The organism is Paraoerskovia sediminicola (assembly GCF_030296575.1).
In the GTDB taxonomy this organism is placed as follows: domain Bacteria; phylum Actinomycetota; class Actinomycetes; order Actinomycetales; family Cellulomonadaceae; genus Paraoerskovia; species Paraoerskovia sediminicola.
This window is the reverse complement of the sequence record NZ_AP027729.1, coordinates 2,182,708-2,197,682: the sequence shown is the minus strand read 5'-3', so window position 1 is coordinate 2,197,682 and position 14,975 is coordinate 2,182,708. Positions and strand designations below refer to the sequence as shown.

The 14,975-nt window shown below is 71.7% G+C and carries 9 protein-coding genes and 1 pseudogene; 1 reads left to right on the top strand and 9 read right to left on the bottom strand.

The window, feature by feature from the left end:
- Positions 1-7 precede the first annotated feature (7 nt).
- The 3 genes from QUE47_RS10260 to QUE47_RS10250 are packed head-to-tail and all read right to left on the bottom strand — an operon-like array spanning position 8 to position 5,795.
- Positions 8-1,474 carry a glycosyl hydrolase family 28-related protein gene (locus tag QUE47_RS10260; protein WP_286217211.1) on the bottom strand — a complete coding sequence of 489 codons (1,467 nt, stop codon included), beginning with the start codon at positions 1,472-1,474 and terminating at the stop codon, positions 8-10.
- Positions 1,468-2,085 (bottom strand): CBM35 domain-containing protein, encoded by a 618-nt coding sequence (locus QUE47_RS10255; protein WP_286217210.1) that lies wholly within the window; start codon positions 2,083-2,085, stop codon positions 1,468-1,470. The genes QUE47_RS10260 and QUE47_RS10255 overlap by 7 nt, the downstream gene beginning before the upstream one ends.
- On the bottom strand, positions 2,082-5,795 hold the full coding sequence (locus QUE47_RS10250) for a carbohydrate-binding protein (protein WP_286217208.1): 3,714 nt from the start codon (positions 5,793-5,795) through the stop codon (positions 2,082-2,084). Before QUE47_RS10250 ends, QUE47_RS10255 begins: the two co-directional genes overlap by 4 nt.
- 249 nt (positions 5,796-6,044) lie before the next feature.
- Between QUE47_RS10250 and QUE47_RS10245 the strand changes: the two genes are divergently transcribed.
- Positions 6,045-7,073: a LacI family DNA-binding transcriptional regulator gene (locus QUE47_RS10245; RefSeq protein WP_286217207.1), complete on the top strand. Its 1,029-nt coding sequence runs from the start codon at positions 6,045-6,047 to the stop codon at positions 7,071-7,073.
- Between the two features lie 141 nt (positions 7,074-7,214).
- Here the strand turns inward: QUE47_RS10245 and QUE47_RS10240 are convergent, their stop codons facing one another.
- The 6 genes and pseudogenes from QUE47_RS10240 to QUE47_RS10215 form a co-directional block, all read right to left on the bottom strand.
- Positions 7,215-8,267 carry a carbohydrate ABC transporter permease gene (locus tag QUE47_RS10240; protein ID WP_286217206.1) on the bottom strand — a complete coding sequence of 351 codons (1,053 nt, stop codon included), beginning with the start codon at positions 8,265-8,267 and terminating at the stop codon, positions 7,215-7,217.
- On the bottom strand, positions 8,264-9,139 hold the full coding sequence (locus tag QUE47_RS10235) for a carbohydrate ABC transporter permease (protein WP_286219472.1): 876 nt from the start codon (positions 9,137-9,139) through the stop codon (positions 8,264-8,266). Before QUE47_RS10235 ends, QUE47_RS10240 begins: the two co-directional genes overlap by 4 nt.
- A 238-nt stretch (positions 9,140-9,377) precedes the next feature.
- Positions 9,378-10,772 carry an ABC transporter substrate-binding protein gene (locus QUE47_RS10230; protein ID WP_286217205.1) on the bottom strand — a complete coding sequence of 465 codons (1,395 nt, stop codon included), beginning with the start codon at positions 10,770-10,772 and terminating at the stop codon, positions 9,378-9,380.
- 99 nt (positions 10,773-10,871) lie between these two features.
- Positions 10,872-12,541: pseudogene (locus QUE47_RS10225) on the bottom strand (glycoside hydrolase family 13 protein).
- 426 nt (positions 12,542-12,967) lie between these two features.
- The gene (locus tag QUE47_RS10220; RefSeq protein WP_286217204.1) at positions 12,968-13,981 is read right to left on the bottom strand and encodes a LacI family DNA-binding transcriptional regulator; all 1,014 of its coding nucleotides are present in this window, start codon (positions 13,979-13,981) and stop codon (positions 12,968-12,970) included.
- Positions 13,982-14,074: 93 nt separating this feature from the next.
- Positions 14,075-14,836, bottom strand: a complete 762-nt coding sequence (locus QUE47_RS10215) for an isoprenyl transferase (protein WP_286217203.1) — start codon at positions 14,834-14,836, stop codon at positions 14,075-14,077.
- Between the last annotated feature and the right edge of the window lie 139 nt (positions 14,837-14,975).

The following is a 14,975-nucleotide window of genomic DNA, read 5'->3' as shown; positions in this document are numbered from 1 at the left end:
CCCCGCGTCACCGAGCCCCGGCCGACCACATGGCCATCGCGTCGTCGCCGGTGTTGCGCACGGACGTGTGCTCGACGTGGGTGTCCGTCACGGCGCCGTGCAGGTGCACGCCGTCCGCGTAGACGTCGCGCACGCGCAGGCCGAGGGCGTAGAGCCCGTCCGTCCCGGCGTCCGCCCACAGGCCGACCTTCGCGTGCGAGGCCCACACGTTCTGCAGGAGCGAGCCGGCACCGAAGTTGCCCTCGAACGCCGCGTCGAACTTCGCGTCGTCGCGGTACGTGGAACCGCCGTCCACCGCCAGGTCGGCGATGGTGACACCCGTGCCGAGCGCGTAGAACCCGCCCTTGCCCGCGGTGCCCTGCACGGTCGTGTGCCACGGCCCGGCACCGCGCACCGTGACGTCGTTGACGCGGATCCGGTCGGAGACGTCGAAGGTCCCCGCGGGGATCCACACCCCCGTGCCGGCGTCCTTGGCGGCGTCGACCGCAGCCTGGACGGCGGCGGTGTCGTCGGAGCCGTCGTCGGGGGTCGCGCCGTGGTCGCGGACGTCGACGAACCCGGCCGGCTCGTCGTACGCCCCCGGGACGACCTCGGCGTCGATCAGGTCGACGGTGAACGCGACGTCGGACGACGCGGCGTCCTTCTCGAGGCGCAGCGTCGCCCCCGCGGGAAGCTTCGGGAAGGTGGCGCGGGAGTCGTCGAAGAAGCGCTGCGCGCCTCCGGTCGACGGGTCGTTCCCGTACGGGTACCCGCCGTAGACCCACGCGTGCTCGCTCGACACCTCGATGTCGGTGAGCTTCTTCTTGCCCTGGTACAGCCCCAGCGTGGCGGACTGCCCCTTGCCGTCGGCGGTGTCGGGGATCGACGCGCGCAGGACGACCGAGCTCGCCGGGGCGGTCAGCGTCCACTCGACGTGGTCGCCACGCTCGTCGAGCACGACGGCCTGGCGGCCGGAGGCCTCCGCCGCGATCGTGCGGAACTCACGGCTGGGCTCGAGGATCTCGCCGTTCGTGATCCCGTGCTCGGCCTCGTACTCGGTGTACGGGAGGGTCGCTCCGCGCTCCGCCATGGGGGCACCCTTCTGGAGGGTCACCGAGTCCACGGTCAGGGCGCCGTCCAGCGCCGTGCCCGGGGTGCGCAGCTCGACGCTGCCGAGGCCGGCGCGGAGGTCGGCCTCGACGGAGACCTCGCTCCAGCCCTGCGTGGCGGGAAGGGCGACGCGGCCCAGCGCGGCGCCGTCCACGCCGAGGACGACCTCGGCGTCGGCGCCCGTGTTGGCGTAGCGGATCGTCACCTTCTGCGTCCCCGCCTTCGTCGCGTTCACGGGCACGACAAGTCGCGACCGCTCGGCCGCGAGGTCGACCCCCGCGGCCGCGTCGCCGTCGGAGCCGCCGGTGGCGACCGCCCCGTTCGCGAAGAACGCGTCCTCGGCCTGGTAGCCCTCGCCCTTCGCGCCCTTGCCGGTCCTCAGCACGTCGGTGACCGCGTCCCAACGGGTGTCGGGTCCGGTGCCCTCCTGGCTGTCCGGGTCGGTCTCTCCGCCCCCGGGGTGCCGAGGTCACCGATCGTCGTCAGGGCGATCGCGTCGATGTTGACGTTGCCGGTGTCGTCCGAGTCGTAGCGGTACGTGATCTCCTGCTCGCCCGCCTCGAGGGCGACCTCCTCCTGGTGCACGAACCAGAAGCCCCAGCCCGCTCCGACACCCGACGGCAGCTCGATCTGCCGGTCCTCGCCGTTCGCGACCTGCGAGAGGGTCATGGTGCTGCCCAGGCCGTTGGCGTAGCGCAGGTTGAGGCCGTAGTCGCCGGCCACCGGGACGTCGACCGTGAACGTCACGGACGCCTCGCCCTCGTGGTCGAGGATGAATCCGTCGACGAACCCGGTGCCCGAGTAGCCCAGGTGGTTCTGGTTGACGCCCGCTCCCCCGGCGAGGACGGCGTCCTCTGCCTCGAGCTCGAGCGGCAGCCCGGGTGTGTCGTCCGGGACCGGGGCCGCGGTCGCTGGGGCCGCGAGCGCCACCGTCCCGCTGCCGCCGAGGGCGAGCGCGGCGACGATGCCCGCGGCCCTCCTGGTCGTCGTCCTCATGTGTGGTTCTCCTTCGCTGGGTGGTGTCGCAGCTGGTGGTGCGGGTGATCTGGGTGGTCCAGGTTGTGCAGTTCGTCCGGGTGGTGCGGGTGGATCATGTGGTGAGGGCGCGGGACGGCGGTCGGTCCGCCCCGCGCCCTGGTCCGCGGCGCGCCGGCGTCAGGGCAGGAGCCCCGAGTTCCCTCCCCGTCGACGACGGTGAAGCCCGGCCAGGCCTCGATCCCGGCAGGCGCTCCCGAGACGGTGACGTCCGTGAACGTCGCCTTCCCCGCACCGGTCTGGATCTCGACCGCCGTCGTCCCGGTGCCGGTGATCGTCACGTCGCTGACGCGCACGTCCGCGACGCGCTTCTGCCAGCTGACGAGGATCGCCTGGTACGTGCTGTCCCGGATCTCCATGTCCCGGACGATCACCGGGGCGGTGATGTCGGCGGTGTCGGCGTAGATCCACACGGCGCCCAGCTCGCTCTCCCAGTTGGGCTCGTAGCCGCCGGTCCGGGTCAGCGTGTTGCGCTGGACGACGGTGTCGCCGCTGAGCGGTGCCGGGTCGAAACGCGTGCCGACGGCGATGCCCGCCGACCCGGTGAGCGTGTCGCTGATGAGGTTGTCCTCGGCGTGGTTGGCGTGTCCCCCGTAGATCCCCACGCCGTTGCCGAGCATCGGCGTGTGGACCGTGTTGAACGCGAAGGCGCTGTCCGTGACCGGGCTCCCGTCCGACCACATCGCGAGCGCGTCGTCCCCGGTGTTGCGGACCACGGTCTGCTCGATCCTCGTGTTCTTCACGTCCCCGTGCAGGTTCACCCCGTCGGCGAACGTGTTGCGGATCCGCAGGCCCAGCACGAACAGACCGTTGGTGCCGTCGTCGCCCCACAGCCCGACCTTCGTGTGCTCGATCCACACGTTCTGGATCAGCGAACCGGTACCGAAGTTCCCTTCGAGCGCGGCGTCGGTGCCGCCGTCGTCCCGCGCGGTGACGTCGCCGTCGATCATCAGGTCGGCGATCGTCACGTTGCTGCCGACCCCGAAGAACCCGCCCTTGCCGTTCGTCTGACCGACGACGGAGTACCACGGGCCCGCGCCGCGGACCGACACGTCCCGGACGTCGACACGCTGGTTCATGGTGAACCGGCCCGGCGGCACCCAGACCCCCGTCCCGGCGGTCCGCGCCTGCTCGATGGCGGTGCGGAACGCCGCGGTGTCGTCGCCGCCCCCTGAGGTCGCACCCGTCGAGGTCACGTCGACGTACCCGGCAGGCTTCGTGATCGCGGCGGGCCGCAGCTCGGTCTCGACGAGATCGACGTCGTAGCGGGTGGCGGACGACGCGGCGTCCTTCTGCAGGCGGAGCACCGTCCCCGCGGGGAGCTCCGAGAACGTCGTCCGCGTGTCCCCGAAGAAGCGCTGGGCTTTGCCCTGCGACACCTGGTTGCCGTACGGGTAGTCGCCGTAGACCCACGAGAACCGGCTGGTCACCGGCACGTCCTTGATCTTCGTGCCGTCGGCGTACAGGCCGAGTGTCCGGTCCTGACCGGCGCCGTCCGTGGTGTCCGGGATCGACGCTCGCAGCACGAGGGCGCTCGCCGGCTCGGTCAGCGTCCACTGCACGTACTCGCCGGAGCCGTCGAGGCGTACGGCCTGCCGGCCCGACGCCTCCGCGGCGACGGTGCGGAACGTGCGGTCGGGGCCGAGGGTCGAGGCGTTCGTCGACCCGGACTCGGCCTCGTAGGTCGTGTACGGCACGGTCGCCCCGCGCGAGGCGAGCGCTGCGCCGTCCGACAACGTCACGTGGTCGACGGCGAGGGCCCCCGACCCGCTCGCGGTGCCGTCGTTGCGGAGACCGATGCTGTGCAGGCCCGCTCCCACGTCGACACGGATCCCGAGCGACTCGAAGCCGCTCGTCGCAGGGAGCACGAGGTACCCGAGCGGCAGGCCGTCGACCTCGACGACCAGGCGTTGCTCGGCTCCCGTGCCGTTGCTGTACCGGACCGACGCCGTCTGCTCGCCCGTGACCGCGGCGCGGACCGGCACGACGAGCCGGGCCCCGGTCGTGGTGAGACCCTGCACGGCGCTGCCGGACACGACGGCGCCCGCGACATGGAAGCCGCCCTCGGCCTGGAAGACCGTGCCGGCGGCTGCCGGAACCGTCGCGACGTCGGTCAGGCCGAGGTCCGGGCCTCCGTCGCCGGAGCCGTCGTCGCCCGAGCCGCCGGAGTCACCCGGGTCACCGGAGTCACCGCCGCCGTCACCGGGGTCGACGGGACCGTCAGGACCGTCGGCTGCGGCATCCGTCGGCGCGACCGAGACCGCGTCGAGGTTGACGTTCCCCGAGTCCGCGGTGCCGAAGCGATAGGTGATCTCGTGCTCACCGGGGGTCAGGGCGACCACCGAACGTGCCGACGTCCAGGCGTCCCACCCACCCGAGGCCGGGAGCAGGACCCGCGTGCGCGGGCTCCCGTCGACGTCGACCGAGAGCGTCATCTGCGCGCCGGTCCCGTTGGCGTAGCGCAGGTCGAGCGCGTAGCGGCCGTCGTCGGCCGCGCCGGCCGGGGTGGCGACGTCGAGGCTCACGCTCGCGCCGCGGTTGGCGTCGGTGAGACCACCGACGAACCCGTCGCCCTGGAAGCCGCTGTGGTCGGTCGCGACGGCCGCGCCACCCGCGAGGGTCGTGGACTCGAGCTCGACGCCTCCCGGGATCGCGACGGTGCCCGCGGTGCCGGGCGTGCCGCCGCCGTCCGGGTCGCCGCCGGCCTCGACGGGCTCGACCTCCAGGGCGTCGAGGTTGACGTTGCCCGAGTCACCCTGGGCGAACCGGTAGGTCAGCGTGTGCACACCGGCGGCGAGGGCCACCGTCTCGCTCGCCGTGCCCCACGCGGCCCAGCCACCGGTCGCCGGGAGCTGGACCTGACGGACCGCACCGTCGACGTCGAGCGTCAGCGTACGGGTCGAGCCGGTGCCGTTGGCGTAGCGCAGCGTGGCGACGTGGTCGCCCCCGGTGGGGACGTCGACCCGGAACGCGACGGACGCCGTCCCGCGGTGGGCGTCGGTGAACCCGCCCACGAACCCCGTCCCCTGAAAGCCTGGGTGCTCGGTGTCGGTCGCGGTGCCGCCCGCGAGCGCAGCGTCCTCCGCCTGACCCGTGCCCGGGACCTGCACGGTCGCGCCGGGACCGCTGCCGGAGCCGCCACCCGACCCCTCGCTCGTGGTCAGCGCGAGCGAGTCCAGGTTCACGTTGCCCGAGTCCGAGGTGTCGAACCGGTAGGACAGCATGTGGGCTCCTGCGCTGAGCGAGACCGTCTCCGTCGCCGTCGACCACGTCGCCCAGCCCCCGGACGCGCCCAGCGCCACCTGCCGCAGGCGCGTGCCGCCGTCGTACAGGGAGAGGGTCCGGGTGCTGCCGGTCCCGTTGGCGTAGCGGAGGGCCAGCTCGACGTCGCCCGAGACCGGGACGTCGACGGCGAAGGCCACCGACGCGCTTCCCCGGTTGCTGTCGGTGAGGCCGCCGACGAAGCCCGTCCCCGAATACCCGGCGTGCTCGGTGTCGACGGTCGCGCCACCGGAGAGCGTCGCGTCCTCCGCCTCGAAGGTCGTGGTCGCGGCGGCGGCAGGGACCGCGAGCCCCGTGAGCCCTGCCGCCCCGACGACGGTCGCGAGCACGAGCGCGAGGATCGAGGCGAGGTACCGCCGACGAGGCGGTGACGAGCTGTTCGGGTACACGGCAATCTCCTTCGATCGCTGGCTCCGCGAGCACACGCAGGACGTGCTGACCGTCCGAGGACGGGCCGGCGTCGGTGCCGGCAGCACGCTTTCGCGTAAGCGGTTACGCGATCAACCCTGCCCCGCTGGCTGTGTGATTGTCAAGGAGTTGCTGTGGATCGGTCACATTCTTCCAGCGCGAGCGCGTTGCCTACCGCTCTTCGAACGTAATCGCTTACGCGATCCTTGCGCCGGACCTATGCTGCTGGGGTGGGCAAAGGTGCAGACCTCAACATGACCGACCTCGCCGAGCGCGCGGGGGTCTCGATCGCGACCGTCTCGCGCGCCCTCAGCGGCTCGACCGGCGTCTCCGCCACGACCCGGGTGCGGATCCGCTCCCTCGCCGACGAGCTCGGCTACGCCGTCTCCCCCGACGCGGCGCGCCTCGCTCGCGGTTCCACCGGACGCGTCGCCGTCGTGACCCCGAACCTCTCCCACTGGTTCTACTCGGCGATGCTCGACGGGATCGTGACCGCCCTGCACGGGGCGGACGTCGACGTCCTGCTCTACGAGGTCAAGGCCGAGCGGGAGCGGCGCCGCTTCTTCGAGGAGCTGCCCGCGCGGCGCCAGGTCGACGCGGTCGTCCTCATCGCCCTGCCCATCAGCGACGACGAGCGCCGACGCCTCGACCTGATGGGGGTCACCGCGGTCATGGCGGGCGGCACGCTCGGCGACCACCCGCACGTGCGCATCGACGACGTGGCGATGGCGCGGCAGGCCACCCAGCACCTGCTGCTCGCCGGGCACCGGCGCGTCGCGATGATCGGCGCCGTCGGGACCTGGAGCCTCGAGTACGGGGCCCCGCCCGACCGACTGCGCGGGTTCAGCGAGGCCCTCGCCGCGGCCGACGTCGCGGCCGACGACGAGCTCGTCGTCCGGACCCCCTGGGGCACGACGGGCGGAGCCGACGGGATGGCCCGGCTCCTGAGCCTGGACGACCCGCCGACCGCTGTCGTCGCGTTCTCGGACGAGGTCGCGTTCGGCGCTCTGCGGACTCTCCGTCGGTCAGGCATCGCGGTACCCCACGCCCTCTCCCTCGTCGGGATGGACGACCACGAGCTCGCCGACACCATGGACCTGACCACCGTGCGCCAGCCGGTGACCGAGCAGGGGCACGCCGCCGGCGAGCTGGTGCGGAGGTTCCTCGTCGGGGACGCCCCGGCGGACGTGCACCTCACGCTCCCGACGCACCTGGTGGCCCGTGGGACCACCGGCCCGCCCCTGACGGCCACCCGCTGAGGACAGCAGAGACGTCCCTGCCGGGCCCGCAACGGATCGGGCCCGGCAGGGACGACGGACGGGGGTCGCAGGCGGCGGGGCTCTCCTCCCCACCGCCTCGCCCGGGCGCGGGCCGGTCAGCCTCCGGCCTCGCCCGCTCCCCTACCCCTTCACCGCGCCGCCGAGACCGGCGCCGCGCAGGAACATGCGCTGGAAGACGAGAAAGATCACGATCGGCAGCGCGGTCGAGATGGCGAGCGCTGCCATGAACACGTCGAGCTCGACGTAGTTCTCGAGGGCCGGGAGGCGCACCGAGAGCGGCTGCTTCAGCGGGTCCCGCAGCACCAGCAGCGGCCACAGGAAGTCCTTCCACGCCGCGATGACCGCGAACACCGAGACGACGCCGAGGATCGGCTTCGACATCGGCAGGACGATCGACCAGGCCACCCGGAACGGGCCGGCCCCGTCGACGCGCGCCGCCTCGAAGATCTCGCGGGGCAGGTTGTCGAAGAACCTCTTGACGAGCACGACGTTGAACGCGCTCGCCCCCGCGGGGAGCCACACGCCCCACCAGCTGTTGATGAGCGAGATGTCGGTGAACGGGATCTTGAGGATCGTCAGGAACAGCGGGACGAGCAGCACGACGGCCGGCACGAACAGCGTCGCCAGCACGAGGCCGTGCACGATCTTGCCCCACCGCGGACGCAGGACCGAGAGCACGTATCCGCCGCTCGCGGCGACAAGGATCTGCATCGCCCACGACCCCAGGGCCAGCACCAGGGTGTTGTAGAAGTACAGGTCGATGTCGAACCGGAACCACGCGGTGGACAGGTTCTCCCAGTCCATCCCGTTCGGGAAGATCGCCATCGGGGTGCGCAGGATGTCCTGCGTCGGCGTGATCGCGGCCTTCGCGAGCCAGAGGATCGGGCCCAGGCCGACGACGATCAGGCTGATCCAGAGCAGGACGTGCGCGCCGCCGAGCCCGCGCTTGACGCTCGGGCGACGCCAGTCGGAGTCGGCGACGATGCCGCGGTCCGCCTGGTCCGCCGAGGCGGCGGCCTTCTTGCGGCGACGGGCCGCGACGAGGCTCGCGACCGGTCGGACGGCGGCGGTCACCTCGGCGGCACGCTCGTCGCCGGTGGGACGGGACCCGTGACCGGGCTCGTCGTGCGCGGTGTGCTCGGCGACGGGCGTCGCGGCGCGGTTCTGGTTCATGACTTGCTCCACTTCGCCGTGGCCTTGAAGTAGATGACCGAGAGGATCGCGAGGACCGCGGCGAGCATCAGGCTCAGAGCGGTGGCCTTGCCGTAGGAGCCGAACCGGAACGCGTAGTCGTAGATCATCAGCATGATCGTCGTCGTCGAGTTCGCGGGCCCGCCCCCGGTGAACAGGTAGGGCTCGAGGAAGACCTGCGCCGTGCCGATGATCTGGAGGATGAAGGTGATGAAGAGGACGCCGCGCAGCTGGGGCATCGTCACGTGCCAGACCTTGCGCCAGACCCCCGCGCCGTCGACCTCGGCGGCGTCGTAGAGCTCGGGGGCGACGCCGGTGAGCGCCGCGAGGTAGATGATGATCGTCCCGCCGGCCGCGGCCCACGTCGCCTCGAGCACGAGCGACGGCATCGCGGTCGCCGGGTCCTGGAGCCAGGGGAACGGGCCGAGGCCCACCCAGCCGACGATCGTGTTGAACACGCCGGTCGCCGAGGCGTCGTAGAACGTCTTCCAGAGCAGGACCGCGACCACCGGGGGCACGACGACGGGCAGGTACGCGAGCGCCGACAGGATGCCCTTGCCGCGCTTCGTCTCGCTCATCAGGACCGCCGCGACGAGCGGGATCGGGTAGCCGAAGATCAGCGCGAGCACCGCGAAGTACAGGGTGTTGAGGACGGCGGTGCTCAGCAGCGGGTCGGCGAGCACCTGCTGGAAGTTCTGCCAGCCGACGAAGACCGGGTCGGTGACCAGGTTCGTCGTCTGGAAGCTCATGATCGCCGCGCGGACGATCGGGAACCAGGAGAACATCCCGAAGACGAACAGGAGCGGCAGCCCCAGGATCAGGGCGCTGAGGCCACCGCCACGGACCCAGGTCATCGGGGTGCGCGGCGGGCGGCGCCGGGGGCTGAAGGACGACGCGTCAGGCGTCGCCGGAGCGCCGGCGGGCGAGGACGCTGTGGTGGCGGTCACGGGCGGGGCCTTTCATCACAGGGCGGTGCGGGTGCTGCAGGTGCAGTCCGGCCGGTCGGTGCCGGAGCACGGGGACGCGCTGGCGTCGGTCCCGGGGACCGCGCAGGGGGCTGCCCCGGGCCGGAGCCCGGGGCAGCCCGTGGGATCAGCTGGCGTCGATGATTCCCTGGACGTTCGTCTCGGCGTCCGAGAGCAGCTTGTCGATGTCTGCGTTCTCGTCCGTCAGGACCGCCTGCACGACCGGGTCGAGCGCGGCGTAGAGGTCCTGCGTGGCGACCGGCGGCTCGGCAGCGAGCGGCTGGTCGTAGATGTTGTCGCTGTACGGCGCGAACTGCTCGAGCGGCACGTTGATGAGGTCGGCGATCCACTCCTGCGACTCGTCGTACGTCGCCTTGTCGAACACCGGCAGCACCGGAGCGCCGACGGGCTGGTCCTGGTCCGCCGTGACCTGGGCGTCCGCGATCGCGGCGTCCTTGTCGGTCAGCTTCTCCATGTAGTAGAAGTCGATCCACTTGACCGCGGCGGCCTGCTCCTCGGGCGTCGCCTTGGCGTTCACCGCGGCGAGCGTGCCGCCGCCCAGGACGGCGCCGTCGTCACCCTCGAGCGGGAGCACGGTCACGCCGTAGTCCTCCTCGGGCATAGCGTTCTGCGTGACGAGGTTCCCGTAGTCACCGCCACCGGAGATGAACATGCCGATCTTGCCGGCCGCGAAGTCCGCGTGGCTCGTGCCCCAGTCGTGGCTGAAGTTCGAGCCCATGGAGTCGTCGTCCCAGCGCATCGACGCGAGCATCTCGAGCGCCTTCTTGTACTCCGGCGTGTTGATGGTCGCCGTCGTGGTCTCGCCCTCCTGCGTCTCGGCGCGGCCGCCGAGCGCGTAGACGAGGGTCGTGAGGATCCAGCCACCGGTGTTGGCCGACGTCATCTCGACGTACCCGGCCTGGCCGGTCTTGTCGGAGATCGTCTTGGCGGCCTCCTGGACCTCGTCCCACGTCGTCGGCGGGGCGTCGGGGTCGAGGCCGGCCTCGGTGAACAGGGCGCGGTTGTAGTGGATGCCCTGACCGTACGCAGCGATCGGGATCAGCCACATGTTGCCGTCCGCGTCCTCACCGGCGACCGCGACGTTCTCGCTGAAGTCGTCGGCGTACGGCAGCTCGGCGACCTGGGCCGAGATGTCCGCGATCTGCTGGCGCTCGATGAGGCCACGACCGTCGGTGAAGGGCACGGTGAAGACGTCGGGCAGCGTGCCGCCCGCCAGGTCGGCGGTGAAGGTCGTGCCGACCCAGTTGTACTCCTGCTTCTCGACCGTGATGTTCGGGTTGGCCTCCTGGAACTGCGCGATGCGCTCGTCGAACGCGTCGATCGCGCCCTGCTCGAGCCCCTCGTCCATGGCGACCTGGATCGTGACGGGTTCGTCCGCCGCCGGCGTCTCTGCCGCATCGGTCGTGGTCTCGCCGTCGCTCGAGCTGCTGCACGCCGCGAGGGCAGAGATGGTCAGGGCGCCCACGAGCGTGAGGGCCACGTTCCTGCGTGTTGACTTCATCGTCACTCCTTGTGTTCTACGCCGGCCCGGTCGGTGCTCGGCTGCCTGCTGGTCCTGCTGATGTGGTCGTGCTGCTGGGTGGATCGGGGTCGTGCGGATCTAGGGTCTGAACCAGACGCTCGCGTCGCTGGGCAGCTGCCCGGCGTCGAGCTCGGTGCTCGCGAGGAGCACCTGGGCGCCGTCGGGCAGAGGCACCGCTCCGACGCCGAAGTTGGTGGCAGAGACGAACCCGTCGCCGCGGGAGAACGCGAGCACGTCCTCGGACGCGCCGGGCAGCTCTACCCACGCGAACTCGGCGGAGCGCACGCCGTCCTCCGCCCTGCGGATCGCGAGCGCGGCGCGGTAGAGCGAGAGCATCGACCGCGGGTCGTCGGCCTGGGCCTGGGCGGAGAACCTGCCCCATCCCTCGGGCTGGGGAAGCCACGGTGCCGACGAGCCGTCGTCCGAGAACCCGAAGGACTCGCCGTCCGTGGTCCACGGGAGCGGCACCCGGCACCCGTCGCGCCCGGGGTCGACGCCCTCGGACCGGAAGTGCATCGGGTCCTGGATCGCGTCGAGCGGCAGGTCCTCGACCTCGGGGAGCCCGAGCTCGTCGCCTTGATAGATGTAGAGCGACCCGGGGAGCGCGGCGGTGAGCAGCGCGGCCGCCCGCGACCTGCGCTCACCGAGCGCCAGGTCGGTCGGGGTGCCGAAGCGCTTCTTGAGGAAGTCGAACGACGAGTCCTCGCGCCCGTACCGGGTCACGGGGCGGGTGATGTCGTGGTTCGACAGGACCCAGGTCGGCGGCGCGCCGACCGGGGCGTGGGCCGCGAGCGTCGCCGAGATCGCGGTGCGCAGCTCCTTCGCGTCCCAGGGCCGGGTCATGAAGTCGAAGTTGAAGGCCGTGTGCATCTCGTCGGGACGCAGATACATGGCGAACCGCTCGACGTCCGGGAGCCAGATCTCGCCGACGAGCACCCGGGGGTCCGCGTAGGAGTCGGCGACGGCACGCCACCCGCGGTAGATGTCGTGCAGCTCGTCGCGGTCGAGGTGCGGGTGCTCGCCGGGGCCGAACTCCTCGGGCACGGGCGGGAGCTCGGGGTCCTTGACCGGCAGCGCGGCGGAGTCGATCCGGATCCCCGCGGCCCCCGGTCGAACCAGAACCGCAGGACGTCCTCGTGCTCGCGCCGGACGTCGTCCGAGCTCCAGTTGAGGTCCGGCTGCTCCGGCGTGAACAGGTGGAGGTACCACTGGCCCGGCGTGCCGTCGGGGTCGGTCGTGCGCGTCCAGGTGTTGCCCTGGAAGCTCGACACCCACTGGGTGGGCATCTCGTCGCCGTCGGGGCCGAGCCCGTCGTGGAACCAGAACCGCTCCCGCTCGGGGGATCCGGGCGCGGCGGCGAGCGCCGCGCGGAACCACTCGTGCTCGGACGAGATGTGGTTGGGGACGACGTCGATGATCGTGCGGATCCCGAGCTCGCGGGCCTCCGAGATCAGCGCCTCGGCCTCCTCCAGGGTGCCGAAGGCCGGGTCGATGGTCCGGTAGTCCTGGACGTCGTAGCCGCCGTCGGCGAGGGGCGAGAGGTACCAGGGGGTGAACCAGATCGCGTCGACCCCGAGGTCGCGCAGGTAGGTCAGGTGCTTGCGGACGCCGGCCAGGTCGCCGGTGCCGTCGCCGTTCCCGTCCGCGAAGCTGCGGGGGTAGACCTGGTAGATGACGGCGCTGCGCCACCACTGCGCCTGGGAGCCCGACACCACCGTGGCGTCCTGCTCTCGGATCTCGCTGTCCACGCGTCCGCGCCTCTCGTCGTCCGGCACGAGTGGCTCCGTCCACCTTCGGACTGCCGAACCGACCTCGTCGTCTGGTTGGACAGTAATGACTCGACACCGCGAACGCAAGAACTCGACATCGGCGTTATCGAACTGCGACCTTTTTGACGCACGACTGGTCCCCCGTGATGCAAACGGTGAGGTCGATCCGACACCTCGGGGCGTTCAAGCGCACGCGCAGCGCACGCACGGAGGCCCCGACGGCGCGCGCGACACGTCCGATCCGCGCGCGGCGGAATGGGGCGCCGAGGCGCGCGCCGACATGCGGGTCGACGCGCTCAGGGACGCGCTCGCCGACACGCTCAGGGACGCTCGGGGCACGCCAGAGCTCCCCGGCGCGAGGGACGTCGTCCGGCTCCGGCGAGAGCGGTCGCTCAGGTCAGGGGGTCAGGACCCTGCGGGCGCGGCAGCCGTCGAGCGCCGGACCACGAGCTCGGGCTCGAAGAGGAGCTCGTCGCGGGACACCTCGCCGCCCGCGATCATGGCGGCCAGCAGGTCGACCGCGGCTCGGCCCATCGCGTCGATGGGCTGCCGGACCGTCGTGAGCGCCGGGTCCGTCGAGTTCATGAGGGCCGAGTCGTCATAGCCGACGACGGAGATGTCGCGCGGGACGTCCTTGCCGGCGCGACGCACCGCACGGACGGCGCCGAGCGCGAGCGGGTCGCTCGCGCACACGATCGCCGTGGCCCCGGCCTCGAGCAGCCGGTTCGCCGCGGCCTGCCCGCTCTCGAGCGAGTACTGGCTGTGCGCCACCATGCGCGGGTCGATCTCGACCCCTCTGGCCTGCGCGAACACCCGAGCGGCGGCGAGCTTGCGCTCCGAGGGGACGTGGTCGGCGGGGCCCAGGAGCAGACCGATCTGCGTGTGCCCCATCGAGATCACGTGGTCGAGCGCCTGGTGCACGGCGATGAGGTCGTCGCACGAGACGTGCGGGAAGTCGAGGGTCTCGATCGACGCGTTGATGAGGACGACCGGCAGCTTGAGCGCCTGGAGGCGCTCGTAGTGCGTGTGGTCGGCCTCGCGCTCGGCGTACAGGCCGCCCGCGAAGATCACGCCGGACACGTGCTGGGCGAGCAGGAGGTCGATGTACTCCGACTCGGTGATGCCGCCGGCCGTACGGGTGCACAGGATCGGCGTGAACCCCTGCTGGGCGAGGGCGCCGCCCACGACCTCGGCGAAGGCCGGGAAGATCGGGTTGACGAGCTCCGGGAGCACGAGCCCCACGAGCCGGCTTCGCTCGCCCCGGAGCTTGGTGGGGCGCTCGTAGCCGAGCACGTCGAGCGCCGTCAGGACGGCGTCGCGGGTGCCCTGCGACACGCCCGGCTTCCCGTTCAGGACGCGACTGACCGTCGCCTCGCTGACCCCCACCTTCTTGGCAACCTCGGCAAGACGTCTCGACATGCGCAACACACTACCCCGTGGACGCAAGCCGCTTGCGTGACTTGCATCACCGGCGCGCCGCAGCGTCCGATCTGGCGCCGGAGCGACGCGTCGTCATCGTCCGAGCCGTCGCTCTCTTGCACCGAAGGCGCGCAGGGCGCGCAGGTAGTCGACGCGCCGGAAGTCCGGCCAGAACGCCTCGCAGAAGTAGAACTCCGACTTCGCGCTCTGCCAGAGCAGGAACCCGCCGAGACGCTGCTCCCCCGAGGTGCGGATCAGCAGCTCGGGATCGGGCTGCCCCGTCGTGTAGAGGTGCGCCTCGATGTGCTCGACGTCGAGGGTCCGGGCGAGCTCCTCGAGGGAGCCGCCGCGCGCGATCTCGGACCGCAGCACGGAGCGGACGGCGTCCGCGATCTCGTGCCGGCCGCCGTAGCCGATCGCGACGTTGACGTGCATCCCCGCGACGTCGGCGGTGCTCGCCTCGGCGGCGCGCAGCGCCTCGGTTGTCGCCTCGGGCAGCAGGTCGAGCCGGCCCATGACCCGCAGCCGCCACCGGCCGGTACCGGCGAGCTCCACGACGGAGTCCTCGATGATGCGCAGCAGGGCGTGGAGCTCGTCCTCGGAGCGCTGCAGGTTGTCCGTGGAGAGCATCCAGAGCGTCACGACCTCGATCCCGAGCTCGTCGGACCAGCCGAGGAACTCGGCGATCTTGTCCGCGCCCCGCCGGTGCCCGTGCGCGGCGGGCTCGCCGAACGCCTTGGCCCAGCGGCGGTTCCCGTCGAGGATCACGCCGACGTGCCGGGGCACGGACGTACGGTCGAGGGCATGGGTGAGCCGACGCTCGTAGAGCTTGTACAGCGGCTGGGGCAGGCGCACGACACTCCTCGACGAGGGCTCCACGACGGTCCCGCCCAAACTACCGGACTGCCCGGCACAGGACGTCCACAGGTCGCGTACCAGAACCTACGGTTGCGTAACCTACGATTGCGTAAGAAGTTCTTCCAGCCGAGGAGGC